Raw genomic sequence first — 16801 nt, 5'->3', positions numbered from 1 at the left:
GCAAGTCAGCAAGGCTTCTCGTTGTTGGCCGCCACACCGGCTACGGTGAGCTACGAATGGTACCAAATCGGCCTGCTTCGCATTCGCGCTGGCGCTCGCGGGTACCGCGGGCCGACGTTGAGAAGGATCGACTGTGATTCCAGGGCGCGCTGATGGGACGATGCTGCGGTGAATGGGGTTTTCTGGCTGGGACTCCTCCTTGGTGCGCTGCTAGGCCTCGGAATGGATCTGTGGAAGAGGCCTTTGGACCGACTGCTTGACCGCAGAATTGAGCATCGAACTGCAGCGCGGGCTGACGCCTTGGCGCATCAACTTCGGCATGATCGCCCAGCGCTCCGTGACCTCCTTACGGAGGTCATCCTTCAAACTACGCTGATTACCTCCCTCGTCACAGTTTTGAGCCTTGTGTTGAGTGGGGCAACGCTTATCGTTGGCTGGTTTGGTGGCGCAAAGGCCCTCATCTTTACGTTGACAGGCGCCGTGCAAGTGCTCACGCTGATCGGTGCCGGGTACGTCGTCCGCTTGGCATCTGACGGATTGACGGTTGCTCGCCGTATCTCCTTGGCTCGCCGTTCAGAGCCTCCGGCGCCATCATCTGATCCGTAGCTCTAGCCAGATCGGTCAGCGACGGCCATACCGGCCGCTACGAAGCCCCGGAGGAACGGTAGCGGATGGGGGCGGTTACTGTGGTTGCGGTACATCGCTGCTGTATAGTCGTCCCCCAGTTACGGAAAGCGGCAGCAATTGCCCCACCTCGTCAAGGCCCGCGCACGTCGCGGGCGCGCGCCGACTTTGCAGCGCGGCCTGCACTCCTGTCTTCGCCCCGGCTGGCCGCATCCGGCGGCGCGCTCGCGGCTGCGGGCACCTTCGTGGGGATAAACCCTCTCTGGCTGCGGCGGTCAGCTTCGCGGATTTAGGCAGCCAATTTGACCCGAAGCTCGAAGATCATGGCCTGAGATCGGGCACTAACGGGCAGGCTCACAAACCTGCCCGATCCGCTGGCTAGCGTAATGGCCATGATCACTCGCGCCAAATCAGTGCCAGCCCAAAGCCGCTCCACCGACCACAGTGAATTCCTGTCATCCACGACTGGAGGAAGCTGGGTGAATTAGCCCGCTAACCAAGAAGTCCACCCAAGGCCACCAAGGCCGAACCCAGCACGCTCAAGAATAGCGACGCCTTTACGCATGCATGCTTACGCCACGCTATCCTACTCATCACGACGAGCTGTCGCGAGATAACCGGCAACGGATCCCTCTCGCGCAGAGCCTTCTCCAAGTCGCGCCACTCCCATGATTTCAGATGGCCGAAGAAGATGAAATTATCGGCTGCCTCGTTCGACACCGCCCCCTTGCGAACATTGGGCAGCACCGCCGCAGCAGCGAACAAGATGGCCAGGGCCAGCAATGACACCCCGGTGTACAACAACGAAACCGGTGCTCCCTCGCTGAGTTTACCAAGACGCCTCCCGTTACCCGATAGGGCAGTAATGGCAACCAGGATTCCAGACTCGACAGTCAGAGCAAAGGCGGCTTTCGAATCCGCTTTCCCAGTCCAGTCGAGGAGGCTCGCATGAACTTTCCACGCAGTTTCGACCGGATCGGCATTCAATCGACCACACCTCCGAAGTTCAAGGCAAGGTCCGGGCACCATTGGCTGAGGGTATCGGCCCTCCGTGGAGCTTCTGCGGAGAATCAAGACTACCCAGCCGAGCGGAGTAGACCTCTTGCTGGTCGTACTCCTTGGTCTGACGATATTCAAGCGTCACGCACCAGCCGGAGTCGCTCTCCAATCTGAACTCGTTCCTATTGAGGAACTCCCCAAGGTAGACGTTCAACAACACCTCAGAAGGTGCTGCGGCGGACACCATCCTCACAGCACCGACGACCGTGGGCGAGACAATCGTAAGGTCCCCCGCTATCGTGAGCAGGCGCACATGTCCAGCATCAATCCCGATCGAAAGCCCGGCAGACCTAGGGAAGTTTCTACTGTTAGCCCTCAGTCGTGGAATTACTTGGAAATTGAACATTTGAAGCAAACTTTCGGCGAGATGCAGCACCCTAATGCCGGTTGCGAACAGGCCGTCTGATGAGTCGGGGTTGTAGGGCCAGTACGCCAGGAAGCCATCGCCAGTGAACTTATCGAACCACCCCCCTCGTTCGTTTATCCCCCTCTTGGACAATTCGATAAAGTCGCCGAGTATGTCTCCGTACCTTCTTTCACTAACTGCCTCTTTCATCAGGAAGGTGGATCGACGAATATCGGCCGCCATAACAATCGCCGATATATGCTTATGCCCCTTAACTCGGCTCAAGATATCTTCGTCTTCCGCCCACCCTGATGGCGCATGATTCAAAATCAACTCGTCCGGTATAGTTTGCTCATTTTCCGAGATGTCATCACCCAGCACATCTGGAGAGATTTCCGGATTTGCCATGACTGCGCTCCCGTGTTGCACCCACCTGCTGGTTAACGTGCACGAGAAAGGGTGATCCGATGCAGTTGGCGGTGGGTTCCCATTAACCACCGGGGTACCCTTTTAGTTTCTCCCGGTAGGGACCCGACTGCCACTGGGCAACAGAGGTATCGCCGACACGCAAGCGCCCTCCCAGGCCGTCCTCGGGCCGTGGAAGGGCGCTCAACCGATCGGGCATGCCTGGGGCACGTTGATGGGTCAGCTGCCCCCTGCTTGCACCCACGACCGCCCCGGCTCCCATCCCGTCTGCCGTCGACCCACACGTATGTGGAGCGGGCGCGGGCCCTGGCGTCCAGGTGGAGCGCGCCACTGTACGAACGACCTGGACGCCAGGGCCCGCGTCTGCTCGGCTTGCCTGGGTCGATGGCAGACGGGATGGGAGCCTCCCCACGCTCGCCACGACGTACCGGCACCCGCGCACGGCGCCCCCGCCATCCCGGAGTCGGAGCGCCCCCGCCGGAGGCATCAGTCTTGACCGGCAGCCGACTGGCCAGGCTGGTTCAGCCCATCAAGCCCTTAGCCATTGGCGCGCGGCCGGCGCCCCGGGCTGGAGCGGGGCGCAGACAGGAGCGCAGGCCCGGGGCGATGGGCGCGCGACGCCGCCTTGGCGGCGGAAGCGCCCTTGATGAAGTAGGGAAACTCTTACCGCGCCTATGGGCCTGTGGCTACCGAAGCGGCTCGGTTCGCCTCGATGCACGCCGTCAGGTCGAGAAGCGAGCACTCGATGCCAGCGCCGTCGATCGGGGCGAAGTCTGTGACCTCGGGTGTATCGGCGTAGTCGGATGGCTCGATGCCCCAGGCCTCGATCCGGCTCCAGCCGGCCTGAACCAAGGCAGTCTGTCCATCCGGCGACGAGACGCGCAGCCATGCCGTGCACTGGTCGGAGAAGTCGTACGGAAGGTAGGCGATACCGCCCGAGCCCACGAGCTCGGCGACCTGCTCGTTCCACTGCTCCAGCAGGCGTCCCATCTTCGTTCCCAGGCCTGCGCCCGCAGCCGTTGGCGACTGGTCGATGGCGAAGTAGTAGGAATCGCAGACGTGCCTATGGGTGCCGATGCTCAACCGGAGATCGTTGTGGGCTCCCCGGCTGGAGATGCGCTCGAAGCGCAGGGCAAGATCCGCAGTCATGAGCCGTCCCGCGTCAGCGAGCACTGGTGAGGGTTCGGCCGTCGTGGCTGCGGACGTGAGGGCCTGTGTCGTCCAAGGCATCTAGCAGGCGGATCGCGAAGACCTCGGACATCTGCTCGGACACCTCCTCCGGAGTGAGCCAGGCAACCGCGGTCGATTCCTCCGAGGTGCGCTCCGTTCCGCCGGACACCTTGCAGCGGAAGACCAGGGCGACGATGCCTCGGGTGGTGTTCTTGTAGACGCCGGTGAGCTCGTCCACCTCGACCTCGATGCCCGTTTCCTCCAGGACCTCGCGGCGGACGCCGGCCTCCGGGGACTCGGTGAGTTCGAGTACGCCGCCCGGCAGTTCCCAAGTCCCGTTGTCTGCTCGGCGGATCGCCAGGAGGCGGCCGTCCTCGCGCAGCACTGCCCCGGCTACGGACACGGAGTGCAGTGGCGTTGACTTGGCCTGCGGGGAACCCGTACTCATGTACAGGAGCATAGGAGGAAGAGAAGGACTATGGGAACCGCAGTGGGAGGTGGCCGCGCCGTACCGAGGTACGTGCAGATCGCCGATGACATCGTCCAGCAGATCCGGGCCGGGGTGCTGAGCGCCGGCGACATGGTGCCGAGTGAGTCCGAGCTCGTGGAGCGCTACGGCGTCTCCGGCGGGACGATCCGGAAGGCCATGGTGGAGGTCCGGGCCAGTGGGCTCGTGGAGACCCGGCACGGCAAGGGGTCGATGGTGAAGGCCCGGCCGCCCGTGCGGCACCGGTCCTCGGACCGCTTCCGGCGTACGCACCGGCAGGAGGGTCGGGCCGCCTACCTCGCCGAGTCCGCACAGTCCGGGGCCGAGGCCAAAGTGAGCGTCCTGTTCATCGGGCCCATGGAGGCGCCTGAAGAGATCGCGGAGCGGCTCGGCGTCACCGCGGGGACTCAGGTCCTGGCCCGCCGACGGCTGTACTTCCGCAACGGGACACCCGTGGAGACCGCCACCTCGTACCTGCCGTGGGACGTCGTCAAGGACATCCCCGAGCTGTTCGCCGAGAACCCGGGTCCTGGCGGCATCTACGCACGGCTGGAGGACCACGGTCACGTCTTCGCCGAGTACGTGGAGACGCTCCAGGCCCGGCCGGCCGCCAAGTCCGAAGCCACTGAGCTGTCACTGAGCCCCGGTGCTCCGGTGGTTCACCTGCTCCGCAACGCCGTTACCGAGGAAGGTCGCGTAGTCGAGGTCTGCGACACCCTGATGGCGGCTGACCAGTTCGTTTTCGAGTACCGGATCTCTGCACGAGACTGACGACTGCTCAACTTCCCACAGCCCGCTGCGAGTTTCTCTTCGCAGCGGGCTGGCTCATGTATAGGAGTGATGCACTCTTCTTCATGTCACTCATGTACATGAGTGATGGAGTCCCACCCCTATAGAGGAGTGATCTTCCGTGCGTCAGATCCCTGTCGACACCACCGGTGCGACCGTGATGGTCGCCCAGCCCCCGCAGCTCAAGATCCGTGACAAGAAGACCGGTCAGGTCGCCGTCGACAACGAGAGCGGCAGCAACCTCATGACCGTCGACGTGCTGTTCGTGATGAACGGCAACGCCGAGGTCATCACCGTGACCGTGGCGGAGCCCGACATCTCCGGCGAGCTGGCCATGGGCACCCCGGTCGCCCTGACCGGCCTGGTCGCCCGCCCGTGGGAGAACGAGTTCAACGGCCAGAAGCGACACGGGATCAGCTTCCGCGCCGTCGCCGTCACCTCCCTGGCCAAGGCGGGCTGAGCATGAACGCCTTATGGATCACGCTGCTGGTGGTCCTCGCCCTTGCGCTCCTTCTGCGCTGGCTGCAGCCCACCTGGTACTGGATGACCTTCGGGGTCACCCTCGCGACGGTCCGCGTCCTGATCCGCTACGGCTCGGTTATGGACGCCTGCGGGCTCACCGTCCCGCCCTCCCGCTGGCGACTCACCCTCGCCCGGGTCACCAACCGCCCCGTCCCCGAAGCCCGCTCGCCGCGTATCCTGCGGCTGCGGCCCACCGCGACCGGCCTGGTCCTCCGGCTCAAACTCCGCCCCGGTCAGGACGCGTTCGACTTCTCCGCCTCATCCGACCGGCTACGGCACTCCTTCGCCCTCCACAACGTCGTGTCCCGGGAGATCCGGTCCGGCGTCGTCGAGCTGCGGATGACCGGGTACGACGTACTCAAGCGCGTGCGGATGCCCGCGGCCCGGCCCACTGAGGTGCTCCGGGTCCCGGTGGCCCTGCGGGAGGACGGGGAGGTCCACCATCGGGACTACCGCCAGGTCCCGCACGCCCTGAACGTCGGGGCGACGAAATCGGGGAAGTCCGTCTATCAGCGCACGCTCGTCGCCGGACTGGCACCGCAGAACGTCGCGCTCGTCGGCATCGACTGCAAGAACGGCGTGGAACTCTCGCCGCTGGCGGCGCGGTTTACCGCCATGGCGGACAACCCCGCCGACGCTGCCAAACTGCTGGCCGCACTCGTCCAGTACATGAGCCGCGTCTACGAGGTCATCCGGGCCGAGCAGCGCATCAGCGTCGCCCTGCCCGATGCGGAGATCACCGCCGACATCTGGGACCTGCCCGCGCACCTTCGCCCCGTACCCGTCGTGGTCCTGGTGGACGAGGTTGCCGAGCTCGCACTCGCCGCGAACAAGGCCGAGGAGGTACGGCGGGACCAGATCGTCACCGATCTCGTCCGCCTCGCCCAGCTCGGCCGAGCCGCCGGCATCCACCTGGAGATCTGCGGCCAGCGTTTCGGCTCCGAGCTCGGCAAGGGGATCACGATGCTCCGCGCCCAGCTCACCGGCCGCACCGCCCACCGGGTCAACGACGAGACCTCGGCCAACATGGCCTTCGGGGACATCTTCCCGGATGCCGTCCTCGCCGCCGTCCAGATCGACAAGGACCGCCCCGGCACCGCCGTGGCCGGTGACTCCTCCGGCGGCTGGTCCCGCATCCGGGCCCCGCACACCACGCTCCGCCAGGCCGTGGACACCTGCAACGCCCACGCCCACCGCACGCCGAGCATCCCGGAGCTGGAGCCCTTCCGGCCTGCGCTCCCTGCTCGGGTCCTCGTGGGCAAGGTCCAGCCCAAGGCTGCTACGGCAACTGCCTTCTAAGCACGTGGCCCACCCGGTCGGCGCGGCCTCATCGCGCCAAGTCCCTACCACCCCCATGCCTGAAAGGAGGTGAACACCATGAATCGCCTGGTCCGCCCGGACGCCGTCCTCGTCCAGGCCGTCATCGCCGGAGCCCTCTCCTTCGCCCACCTGCACGACCTTGCCGAAGCCGCCGGACAGGACGGCTGGAAGGCTTGGGCCTACCCGATCAGCGTGGACCTGCTCCTCGTCGCCGCCTGGCACCGCCTGCGCACCCTGCGGGACGCGGGAGAGCCCTCGCGGTCGGCCTGGTCCTGGTTCGCCGTCGCCCTCGCGGCCTCGCTCGGCGCGAACGTCGCGACCGCCGGCCTTCTCGACCTGAACGACGTCCCCGCCTGGCTCCGGATCCTCGTCGCCGGATGGCCCGCGCTCGCCTTCCTCGGCGGAACGCTCCTGGTCCACAGGCCTACGCCGCCCAGCACGCCGTCTCCCGAGCCCGACCCCGTCACGGCGCCTCAGCCCGTGGTCGAGCGGGAGACAGAACCCGGCGTACAGGTCGCCCCGGTCCCCGCCCTGCCCGCCCCCGCACCGACGGTCACGGCTCCGCCCGCCCTCGTCGCCCATGCCCAGAAGATCGCGGCCGACCACCGAACCCGCACCGGCTCGGAGATCGACACCGAGACGCTGCGCGCCCGGCTCGGCGTCCCGCCCCCGCTGGCCGAGGCCATCGCCGCCCAGCTCGCCTGACAGGAGACCGCCATGCCCGCCCGGATCAACTTCCGCTCGCTCATGAAGATCGGCCCCGTCCAGATCGGCACCTACCGCGACCGCCACGGCCGCTCGAAGGACGCCGCCGTGTGCACCTCCGACGGCTGCGGCTGGTCCTCGGACTACAGCTCCTCGACCGCCGCCCAGCTCGCCGCCCGCTCCCACCGCTGCCGCGTCAGCTGAACCGAAAGGCCAACGCCATGGACGTCCCGCTCTGGTTCGCCCTCCTCGCCGTCGGTGTCCTCGGCGTGAAGCTCATCCGCCCGCCGTGGTGGCTCGTCGCCGTGATCCTCCTCGGCGGCTTCCTCCTCGCGGACAGCTTCCTCGCCCCGGCCATCGACACCGCGATCCACAAGTAGCCCGCTCCGGAAGGAGAACCGCCGTGTTCAAGCCCCAGTACCCCCGCCCGGACAGCTACGCCCCGGCCACCATCCGCCCGACCCCGGTCCCCGTCGAACACACCGCGTCGGCCCCGGCTCCCGCGAAGACCCCCACCGTCCTCGGCGGCCTGGTCCAGCAGTCACCTGGCACCGCGCTCGCCCTCGCCGCCGGCGGAATCGCCGGAGTCCTCGCCCTGGCCTCCGTCGCCGTCTCGCTCCTCCTGGCCGTCGCCGTCACCGCAGTCGCCCTGTCCATCAGCGGCGTGGTGCTGCTCTTCCTGCTTCGGGCCCTGCGCCAAGAGTTCAAGAACCACTGACCGACCGGTCTCCGAGGGGCGCCACAAGCCGCCAAGCATCGCCGCCGCTCGGAGCCCGACCCATCACCACTTCCGGACCGCACGAAGGAGCATCGTGGACACCCAATCGCTCGCCTTAGGCCTGCCGCTCATCGGCTGGGCCGCCCACTCCGCCCTGCTGACCCACCGCCTCGCCACCGCCCGCCGCGACCCGCTGACCGGCCTGCGGACCCGCGCCGGATGGACCGTACGAGCCGAGCGCTTCATCCGCCGACACCGGGACTCCGCCGTCCTCCTCCTCGACCTGGACGAGTTCAAGAGCCTGAACGACACCCACGGCCACGCCGCCGGGGACGCTGCCCTCGCCGCGACCGCCGCCCGGCTCACCGGCTGGTGCGAGCACTACGGGTTCGCCGGCCGCCTCGGCGGGGACGAGTTCGTCGCCGTGCACCGTCGCTCGGACCTGGACCGACTGACCGCCCTGCTCCACGTCCCCGTGATGCACGACAGCCAGCCTCTGCCGGTCTCGGTCTCCGTCGGCTCCTGTCGCCTCGCCGACCTGCCCGTCCGCAGCCTTCCCGAAGCCCTCGCCGTCGCCGACGCCGCGATGTACGCGGCCAAGGGCACCAACGGCCGTCGCGGCTCGCGCCACACCACTCGCTGACCGGCCTCCGGGCGACGCACAAGCCGCCAAGCATCGCCGCCGCCCGGACGGACCGGCCCCTCCCAACCGCAATCGAAAGGACCACCATCATGGCCCAGCCCACTCCCATACCGCCCCAGGTCTGCCCCAACTGCGACGGCTTCCCCGCCGTTGCCATCACCCTCGGCGGCCGCGACCGCACAGGGGCCCTGCGCACCATCACCGCCCACTGCCCGGCCTGCCACGGCACCGGTCACCGCTCGACCCGCCGACCCCACCGGACGGTGACGGCGTGACCCACCCCGCGGCTTTCGCGGACCTGGACCCCGGCCTCCTCGGCGACATGCTGAAGGTGGCCGGGGCACCCGGTTACGCCCGCTGGGAGGACCAGATCCGTCGCACCGGCGGCTGTTCCGACCCCATCCACATCACCGGCTGGACCGTCGCCAAGGACAAGGCCTCAGGCGAGATCCTGCACCGGTACTCGACCGAGAACGAGCCGGGCGCCCGCCTCCGCACCGCCTGCGGCAACCGCCGCGCCTCCCGCTGCCCGGCCTGCGCCTGGACCTACGCCGGAGACACCTACCACCTCATCCGCGCCGGCCTCGCCGGAGACGAACGCCGAGACATCCCCGCCACCGTCCGCGAACACCCCCGCGTCTTCGCCACCCTCACCGCGCCCTCGTTCGGCCCGGTCCACAACCGCCCCGCCGGTCGCCCCTGCCGCTGCGGCAAGCACCACCAGGAGCACGACGCCGAGCTCGGCACCGCCCTCGACCCGCACACCTACGACTACGCCGCCGCCGTCCTCTTCAACAACCACGCCGGACAGCTCTGGCAGCGCTTCACCACGCGCCTGCGCCGCGAGATCGCGGCCTACGCCGGACTGACCCAACGCGAGCTCCAGGAGGTCGCCCGAGTCTCGTACGGCAAGGTCGCCGAGTTTCAGAAGCGCGGGGCGATCCACTTCCACGCGGTGATCCGCATCGACGGACCCGATGGCCCCGATAGCCCTCCACCCTCCTGGGCCAGCACCGAGCTACTCGACCGCTCGATCCGCAGCGCCGTCGCCCACTCCTACACCTCGATCACCGTCCCGGCCGCCGCCGACCAGCCCACTCGAACCTTCCACTGGGGGACGCAACTCGACATCCGCCCGATCAAGGCGTTCGGGGACGGCTCGGACATCACCGAACAGGCCGTTGCCTCGTACGTCGCGAAGTACGCCACCAAGGCGGCGGAGAACACCGGCACCCTCGACCGCCGCATCGGCAATCGCGAGGCCCTGGTCCTCCTCGACGTCCCGGACCACGCAGCACGTCTGATCTCGGCTTGCCTCGACCTCGACCCGGTGTACCCGGACCGCCGCCTCGCCGCCTGGTCACACATGCTCGGCTTCCGCGGCCACTTCTCCACCAAGTCCCGCCAGTACTCGACCACGCTCGGCGCCTTACGCCAGACCCGCGCCGACTATCGCGCCGCCCAGGAGCGCGAAGCCCGCGGCCTCACCGACGTCGAGCCGGACACCGTCCTTGTGCTCGCCTCCTGGCAGTACGCCGGCCACGGACACAGCCCGGGGGAGTCGGTCCTCGCCGCCACCATCGCCCGCAACATCCAGCTCAACCGGGAGACCGCCCGCGAAGCACTGCACGACATGGAAGGAGCCGCACCGTGAAGGATGAGCTGATGACCGTTCCGGAAGTCCTTTCCGAGTTGAAAGGGATCTCCCGGCGCACCTTCTATCGGTGGCGTGAGCTGGGTCTCGCTCCCGAAGCCTTCAAGCTCCCGAACGGTGAACTGCGCGTATGGCGGAGTGACTTTCTCACCTGGCTGAGGAGCCGAGAGGGAGCAGCCGCGTGAAGTCGACCGATGTGCGGGTCTGGTCGATTCGGGTCAAGCCTGGGAAACGGCTCTCCTATGAGGTGCGATGGAAGGTTGCGGGGCTGGCCTTCTCTGAAACGCGCAAGACGAAGGCGCTCGCTGACAGCTTCAGGTCGAAGCTGCTTCGTGCCTCGCGCGACGGCGAGGAATTCGACACGGTTTCGGGCCTTCCCGACTCCATGGCAGAACGCAAGGCATCCCTGAGCTGGTACTCCTTCGCGTTGCAGTACCTTGCGATGAAGTGGCCGCACGCCGCCCCGAACACACGCGACGGGATCAACGAATCTTTGACCTCCGTCACGCTGGCCCTGTTGGACGACCGGCCCGGCCGCCCCGAGGAGAGGGTTCTCCGGCGAGCGCTGCGCAACTGGGCATTCGTCATGCCAGGGCCCGATGATCGAGAAATCCCGGATGAGATCGCCAACGCGCTTCACTGGGTGTCCAAGGCCTCTCGTCCCCTCGGAGATCTTGCGGATCCCGTCGTGGGGCGTGCGGTACTCGACTCCCTCAAGGTCAAGCTTGACGGGACTGCTGCCGCAGCGGAAACCGTTCACCGGAAGCGGCGTACCTTGGTGAATTCCATGCACTACGCGGTTGATCTAGGTGAGTTCCAGGAGAATCCGCTTGGGGCTGTCCGCTGGCAAAGGCCGAAGGTAGCCAACGACGTGGATCCCCGAGTCGTGGCGAATCCGGAGCAGGCGCGATCACTGCTGTGTGCGGTGTCGTACGTCGGCGGCTACAAGCGGGCCCGCGGCCGGCGCCTGGTCGGCCTCTTCGCCGGGATGTACTTCGGGGGCTTCCGGCCCGCCGAGGCGGTCGGGCTGTCCCTGCCTGATCTCACTCTCCCGTCCAGCGGCTGGGGAGAGGCCCTGCTGAACCGGTCCCGTCCGAGCGTCGGGCGGCAGTGGACGGACTCCGGCCTGAGCCATGACGACCGCGGACTTAAGAACCGGCCTGCCGAGGAGGTGCGGCGCGTGCCGATCCCGCCCCAGCTCGTCGCTGTACTGAAGGAGCACATCGACACCTTCGGGACTGCCCCGGACGGGCGGCTCTTCTTCAGCGAGGGCGGGGGAGTGGTGTCGTCCTCCACGTACTACCGGGCCTGGCAGGAGGCGCGGCTCCTGGCCCTGCCGCCGGCCGTCGTCGCTTCTCCGCTCGCGCGGCGCCCGTACGACCTGAGGCACTCGGCGCTCTCCACCTGGCTCAACGCGGGCGTCGACCCGACCGAGGTTGCGGCGCGAGCGGGCAACAGCGTGGAGGTTCTGCTCGGCCGGTACGCCAAGTGCCTCGACGGCCGGCAGGAGGTCGGCAACCGGCGGATCGAGGAGCTGCTCCGCGAGTACGAGTGAGAGGTGAGCCGTTGCGGCCCGAGGCCCCTGGGGAAACCCGGGGGCCTTCGTGTTTCCCAGGCTGACCTGGGGAGTTGTGGAGGACTCCAGGCCGCGAATAGGCCGCAGGGGCTGTCATGCGGCTGCATGGCCTGGCACATGGCAGCACATACGCGAAGACCCCGTCTCAGCGTTCTCGCTGATGGCGGGGTCTTGGACACACTTACACAGTGTGCCCCCGGCAGGATTCGAACCTGCGCACACGGCTCCGGAGGCCGTTGCTCTATCCCCTGAGCTACGGGGGCGTGTCGTTCGCGGTGCGGCGACGGGTTGAACACTACCAGCTTCCGCGGGGTGATCAGGAACCCCTTTCGCGGGTGGGTGGGGGCCGGGTCGCCCGGACGGGGTGGAAGTGGCAAAAACCCGGACGCGGGGGCTTAGGCGGACCTACTCTCAAGTTGTGCCAGGCGCCTCGGGCCGGGTGCTTGTTGTCGACGACAACAAGGTCATCCGGCAGCTGATCAAGGTCAATCTCGAACTGGAGGGTTTCGAGGTGGTGACCGCGAACGATGGTGCCGAGTGCCTGGACGTCGTCCACCGCGTGTGTCCCGACGTGGTCACTCTCGATGTGGTCATGCCCCGGCTGGACGGGTTCGGGGCCGCCGCGCAGCTGCGGGCCGATCCGCGGACGCGGCACCTGCCCGTCGCCATCGTGAGCGCCTGCACGCAGCACGAGGTGGAGTCGGGGACCGCCGCCGGGGTGGACGCCTTCCTCGCCAAGCCGTTCGAGCCGGCCGAGCTGGTGCGGGTCGTACGGCGGCTGGCCGAGCGGAAGGACCGCAGGGAGCGGAAGGGTGCCCCCGCCGGCAGGGGTGGCCGCGGGTAGGAGCCCGGCTGTTCCCGGCGCCACCCCGTTCACCGTCCCCTTCGTCCTTCCTGTTCACATGGCGAAACCGTTCGCGGGTTGCCGGGGCTTCTCCCCTAGGCTGGGCCCTGTGACCCCCGTGGACCTCTCCCGTACCGTCGTACGCGCCGTGCGCTGCGCCGTGGAGGACGGGGAGCTGCCCGCCGCGGCGGGCGTGCCCGAGCGGGTGGTCGTCGAGCGGACCAGGCCCGGGGGAGTGGGGGAGTACGCCACCCCCGTGGCCTTCCAGGTGGCGAGGACCGCCGGGCGGCAGCCCCGCGAGGTGGCCCTCGTCCTGGCCCGGCGGCTCGGAGGAGAGCCCGGGATCGAGCGGGTCGAGATCACCGGCGCCGGCTTCCTGAACTTCGTGCTCGCGCAGCGCTCCGCCGCCGAGCTCGTACGCGAGGTGCGGTCCCGGGGGCTGCGGTACGGGTACGCCCCCGACGGCGAGCTGCGGGCGCGGGTGGTGGGCGACGCCGTGCACCGGATCGCCCGGAGTCAGGGGCTCAGCCCCGCGGCCCCCGCAGGCCACGCCGCCGCGGACCTGCGGGTCGCCCCCGTGGCCCGGCGCGACGGCGACGTCGTCGCCCGCTACGGAGCGGACGCCGCCGCCTGGGCCATGCTGTCCGTGGCCCCCCGGGAGACCCCCGTCTTCTCCGCGCAGCTGCTCGTCCAGGGCGAGGACAGCGAACTCTTCCGCGTCCGCTACGCCCACGCCCGCAGCCGTGCGCTGGTGCGCAACGCCGCCCGGCTGGGGTTCGCGGGCGAGCCGGGCGACATCGGCGCCGACGAGGCCCCCGGGCTGGTGCGCGCCCTCGCCGACCACCCCCTCGTGCTCGAAGCCGCCGCGTACCACCGGGCGCCGGAGAAGCTCACGCGGCACCTCGTCGTGACCGCCGACGAGCTGCTCGACTTCCAGTACCGCGTGCTGCCCGTCGGCGACGAGAAACCCTCGGCCGCCCACCGCGCCCGACTGGCCCTCGCCGAAGCCGCCGGGACGGTGCTGGCCGGTGGCCTGGCCCTGCTCGGCATGGACGCACCCGACTGCCTGTGATTTGCGAAGAGAGATACCGATGAGCCGCTCCGCGCACCCCGCCGGACCCCGCCACGCCGACGTCCTGCCCGAGGGCCACCACGCCCCGCCGCCCGCCGACCTGAACGCGCTCGACGAGAAGGTCTGGGCCCGGACGGTCACCCGCAACCAGGACGGGGTCGTCACCGTCGGCGGGATCGAGGTCACCCGGCTCGCCGAGGAGTTCGGGACGCCCGCCTACTTCCTCGACGAAGAGGACTTCCGGGAGCGCTGCCGGGCCTGGGCGCACGCCTTCGGGCCCGACGCCGACGTGTTCTACGCCGGGAAGGCGTTCCTCTCCAAGGCCGTCGTGAAGTGGCTCCGCGAAGAAGGGCTCAACCTCGACGTGTGTTCGGGCGGTGAGCTGACCACCGCCCTCGCCGCCGGGATGCCCGCCGAGCGGATCGCCTTCCACGGGAACAACAAGTCCGTCTCCGAGATCACCCGCGCCGTCGGGGCCGGGGTCGGGCGCATCGTGCTCGACTCCTTCCAGGAGATCGCCCGCGTCGCGCACATCGCCCGCGAGCTGGGCGTCCGCCAGCCCGTGCAGATCCGCGTCACCGTCGGCGTCGAGGCGCACACCCACGAGTTCATCGCCACCGCCCACGAGGACCAGAAGTTCGGCATCGCCGTCGCCGACGGCTCCGCCGCCGAGGCCGTACGCCGGGCGCTCGGGCACGACAGCCTGGAACTGCTCGGCGTCCACTCCCACATCGGCTCGCAGATCTTCGACATGGCCGGCTTCGAGGTGTCCGCGAAGCGGGTCGTGCAGCTGCTGACCGCCGTGCGCGACGAGCACGGCGTCGAGCTGCCCGAGATCGACCTCGGCGGCGGCCTCGGCATCGCGTACACCCCCGCCGACGACCCGCGCGAGCCGCACGAGATCGCCAAGGCCCTGCACGAGATCGTCGCCCGCGAGTGCGAGGCCGCCGGGCTGCGGGCGCCACGGATCTCCGTCGAGCCCGGGCGGGCCATCGTCGGGCCCACCGCCTTCACCCTCTACGAGGTGGGGACGATCAAGCCGCTGGAGGGGCTGCGGACGTACGTGTCGGTCGACGGCGGCATGTCGGACAACATCCGCACCGCCCTCTACGACGCCGAATACGCCGTGACCCTCGTCTCCCGCGTCTCCGACGCCGAGCCCATGCTCGTCCGCGTCGTCGGCAAGCACTGCGAGAGCGGCGACATCGTCGTCAAGGACGCCTTCCTGCCGGCCGACCTGGCCCCGGGCGACCTCCTCGCCGTGCCGGCCACCGGGGCGTACTGCCGCTCCATGGCCAGCAACTACAACCACGCGCTGCGCCCGCCCGTCGTCGCGGTGCGCGACGGACAGGCCCGCGTGATCGTCCGGCGCGAGACGGAGGAAGATCTCCTGCGCCTCGACCTCGGATGATGAAATAGGCGTCTCACTCAATGGACCGAAGGTGGAAACTGCTGTCCATTGAGTGAGACTGGTTCAGACCTGGAACGCAATACCGCGTACCGGGTGAAGCTGGAAGATCGAAAGGCGTAGGTCGAATGATGCGTACGCGTCCGCTGAAGGTGGCGCTGCTGGGCTGTGGAGTGGTCGGCTCAGAGGTGGCGCGCATCATGACGACGCACGCCGACGATCTGACGGCCAGGATCGGGGCGCCCGTCGAGCTGGCCGGTGTGGCCGTGCGCCGCCCCTCCAAGGTGCGCGAGGGCATCGACCCGGCGCTCGTGACCACCGATGCGACCGCGCTCCTCAAACGCGGCGACATCGACGTGGCCATCGAGGTCATCGGCGGCATCGAGCCCGCCCGCACCCTGATCACCACCGCCTTCGAGCACGGCATCTCCGTCGTCTCGGCCAACAAGGCGCTGCTCGCCCAGGACGGCGCCGCCCTGCACGCGGCGGCCGAGCAGCACGGGCTGGACCTGTACTACGAGGCCGCCGTGGCCGGCGCCATTCCGCTGGTCCGCCCGATGCGCGAGTCCCTCGCCGGCGACAAGATCAACCGCGTGATGGGCATCGTCAACGGCACGACGAACTTCATCCTCGACAAGATGGACTCGACGGGCGCCGGCTACCAGGAGGCGCTCGACGAGGCCACCGCCCTCGGGTACGCCGAGGCCGACCCGACCGCCGACGTCGAGGGCTACGACGCCGCCGCCAAGGCCGCGATCCTGGCCGGCATCGCCTTCCACACCCGGGTCCGGCTGGACGACGTCCACCGCGAGGGGATGACCGAGGTCAGCGCCGCCGACTTCGCCTCCGCCAAGCGGATGGGGTGCACCATCAAGCTGCTCGCGATCTGCGAGCGGGCCGCCGACGGCGAGTCCGTCACCGCGCGCGTCCACCCCGCGATGATCCCGCTCAGCCACCCGCTCGCCTCCGTCCGCGAGGCGTACAACGCCGTCTTCGTCGAGGCGGAGGCCGCCGGGCGGCTCATGTTCTACGGGCCCGGCGCGGGCGGTTCGCCGACCGCCTCGGCGGTCCTGGGCGACCTCGTCGCCGTCTGCCGCAACAAGCTCGCCGAGGCAACGGGGCCGGGCGAGTCGGCGTACACCCAGCTGCCGGTCAGCCCCATGGGCGACGTCGTCACCCGCTACCACATCAGCCTCGATGTGGCCGACAAGCCGGGCGTCCTCGCCCAGGTGGCGACGACGTTCGCGGAGCACGGTGTCTCCATCGACACCGTCCGCCAGCAGGGACACCAGGACGGGGCCGGCAATGGGGCCTCCCTCGTCGTCGTCACCCACCGCGCACCCGACGCCGCCCTCTCGGGGACCGTCGAGGCGCTGCGGAAGCTGGACACCGTCCGCGGTGTGGCCAGCATCATGCGCGTTGAAGGGGAGTAAGGACC

20 protein-coding genes and 1 tRNA gene are annotated in these 16801 nt (G+C 68.7%); 16 read left to right on the top strand and 5 right to left on the bottom strand.

Annotation, left to right across the window (positions count from 1 at the left end; genetic code table 11):
- Nucleotides 1-1116: 1116 nt before the first annotated feature.
- From ABZ128_RS18275 to ABZ128_RS18260, 4 genes are all read right to left on the bottom strand, one after another.
- Entirely contained in the window at nt 1117-1611 is a 495-nt protein-coding gene (locus ABZ128_RS18275; RefSeq protein WP_356849458.1) for a Pycsar system effector family protein, read from the bottom strand.
- Between the two features lie 19 nt (nt 1612-1630).
- The gene (locus ABZ128_RS18270) at nt 1631-2437 is read right to left on the bottom strand and encodes an adenylate/guanylate cyclase domain-containing protein (RefSeq protein WP_356849457.1); all 807 of its coding nucleotides are present in this window, start codon (nt 2435-2437) and stop codon (nt 1631-1633) included.
- Nucleotides 2438-3127: 690 nt separating this feature from the next.
- Nucleotides 3128-3604: a hypothetical protein gene (locus tag ABZ128_RS18265; RefSeq protein ID WP_356849455.1), complete on the bottom strand. Its 477-nt coding sequence runs from the start codon at nt 3602-3604 to the stop codon at nt 3128-3130.
- 13 nt (nt 3605-3617) lie between these two features.
- Nucleotides 3618-4085 (bottom strand): NUDIX domain-containing protein, encoded by a 468-nt coding sequence (locus tag ABZ128_RS18260; RefSeq protein ID WP_356849453.1) that lies wholly within the window; start codon nt 4083-4085, stop codon nt 3618-3620.
- Between the two features lie 18 nt (nt 4086-4103).
- Here ABZ128_RS18260 and ABZ128_RS18255 point away from each other — a divergent pair, with 18 nt between their 5' ends.
- The 12 genes from ABZ128_RS18255 (at nt 4104) to ABZ128_RS18200 (ending at nt 12018) form a co-directional block, all read left to right on the top strand.
- Nucleotides 4104-4883 (top strand): GntR family transcriptional regulator, encoded by a 780-nt coding sequence (locus tag ABZ128_RS18255; RefSeq protein ID WP_356849452.1) that lies wholly within the window; start codon nt 4104-4106, stop codon nt 4881-4883.
- A gap of 139 nt (nt 4884-5022) precedes the next feature.
- Nucleotides 5023-5361 carry a hypothetical protein gene (locus ABZ128_RS18250; RefSeq protein WP_356849451.1) on the top strand — a complete coding sequence of 113 codons (339 nt, stop codon included), beginning with the start codon at nt 5023-5025 and terminating at the stop codon, nt 5359-5361.
- A gap of 2 nt (nt 5362-5363) precedes the next feature.
- Nucleotides 5364-6722 carry an FtsK/SpoIIIE domain-containing protein gene (locus tag ABZ128_RS18245; RefSeq protein ID WP_356849450.1) on the top strand — a complete coding sequence of 453 codons (1359 nt, stop codon included), beginning with the start codon at nt 5364-5366 and terminating at the stop codon, nt 6720-6722.
- A 78-nt stretch (nt 6723-6800) separates the two neighbouring features.
- On the top strand, nt 6801-7448 hold the full coding sequence (locus ABZ128_RS18240; RefSeq protein ID WP_356849448.1) for a DUF2637 domain-containing protein: 648 nt from the start codon (nt 6801-6803) through the stop codon (nt 7446-7448).
- Nucleotides 7449-7460: 12 nt separating this feature from the next.
- Entirely contained in the window at nt 7461-7652 is a 192-nt protein-coding gene (locus tag ABZ128_RS18235) for a mobile element transfer protein (RefSeq protein WP_356849447.1), read from the top strand.
- 17 nt (nt 7653-7669) lie between these two features.
- Nucleotides 7670-7828 carry a hypothetical protein gene (locus tag ABZ128_RS18230; RefSeq protein ID WP_356849446.1) on the top strand — a complete coding sequence of 53 codons (159 nt, stop codon included), beginning with the start codon at nt 7670-7672 and terminating at the stop codon, nt 7826-7828.
- A 23-nt stretch (nt 7829-7851) separates the two neighbouring features.
- Complete coding sequence (locus ABZ128_RS18225; RefSeq protein WP_356849444.1) at nt 7852-8166, top strand: SpdD protein; 315 nt, start codon at nt 7852-7854, stop codon at nt 8164-8166.
- 94 nt (nt 8167-8260) lie between these two features.
- Nucleotides 8261-8809: a GGDEF domain-containing protein gene (locus ABZ128_RS18220; RefSeq protein WP_356849442.1), complete on the top strand. Its 549-nt coding sequence runs from the start codon at nt 8261-8263 to the stop codon at nt 8807-8809.
- An 89-nt stretch (nt 8810-8898) separates the two neighbouring features.
- Entirely contained in the window at nt 8899-9084 is a 186-nt protein-coding gene (locus ABZ128_RS18215; RefSeq protein ID WP_356849441.1) for a hypothetical protein, read from the top strand.
- Entirely contained in the window at nt 9081-10463 is a 1383-nt protein-coding gene (repSA, locus tag ABZ128_RS18210) for a replication initiator protein RepSA (RefSeq protein WP_356849439.1), read from the top strand. Before ABZ128_RS18215 ends, repSA begins: the two co-directional genes overlap by 4 nt.
- 11 nt (nt 10464-10474) lie before the next feature.
- On the top strand, nt 10475-10648 hold the full coding sequence (locus tag ABZ128_RS18205; protein ID WP_356849508.1) for a helix-turn-helix domain-containing protein: 174 nt from the start codon (nt 10475-10477) through the stop codon (nt 10646-10648).
- Nucleotides 10645-12018 carry a site-specific integrase gene (locus ABZ128_RS18200; RefSeq protein WP_356849438.1) on the top strand — a complete coding sequence of 458 codons (1374 nt, stop codon included), beginning with the start codon at nt 10645-10647 and terminating at the stop codon, nt 12016-12018. The genes ABZ128_RS18205 and ABZ128_RS18200 overlap by 4 nt, the downstream gene beginning before the upstream one ends.
- Before the next feature lie 212 nt (nt 12019-12230).
- Here the strand turns inward: ABZ128_RS18200 and ABZ128_RS18195 are convergent.
- Nucleotides 12231-12302 (bottom strand) — tRNA-Arg (locus tag ABZ128_RS18195).
- Nucleotides 12303-12409: 107 nt separating this feature from the next.
- On the opposite strand from ABZ128_RS18195, the gene ABZ128_RS18190 reads away from it, so the two are divergent.
- The 4 genes from ABZ128_RS18190 to ABZ128_RS18175 all read left to right on the top strand — a co-directional run bounded on the left by ABZ128_RS18190 (nt 12410) and on the right by ABZ128_RS18175 (nt 16796).
- Nucleotides 12410-12883: a response regulator gene (locus ABZ128_RS18190; protein WP_356849437.1), complete on the top strand. Its 474-nt coding sequence runs from the start codon at nt 12410-12412 to the stop codon at nt 12881-12883.
- A gap of 109 nt (nt 12884-12992) precedes the next feature.
- Entirely contained in the window at nt 12993-13955 is a 963-nt protein-coding gene (gene nrtL, locus ABZ128_RS18185; RefSeq protein ID WP_356849436.1) for an ArgS-related anticodon-binding protein NrtL, read from the top strand.
- A gap of 19 nt (nt 13956-13974) precedes the next feature.
- Nucleotides 13975-15366: a diaminopimelate decarboxylase gene (gene lysA / locus ABZ128_RS18180; protein ID WP_356849435.1), complete on the top strand. Its 1392-nt coding sequence runs from the start codon at nt 13975-13977 to the stop codon at nt 15364-15366.
- 125 nt (nt 15367-15491) lie between these two features.
- Nucleotides 15492-16796 carry a homoserine dehydrogenase gene (locus tag ABZ128_RS18175; RefSeq protein ID WP_356849433.1) on the top strand — a complete coding sequence of 435 codons (1305 nt, stop codon included), beginning with the start codon at nt 15492-15494 and terminating at the stop codon, nt 16794-16796.
- Nucleotides 16797-16801 lie beyond the last annotated feature (5 nt).

Source organism: Streptomyces sp. NPDC006326 (assembly GCF_040612915.1).
In the GTDB taxonomy this organism is placed as follows: Bacteria; Actinomycetota; Actinomycetes; order Streptomycetales; family Streptomycetaceae; genus Streptomyces.
This window is presented reverse-complemented; position numbering and strand designations above follow the sequence as displayed.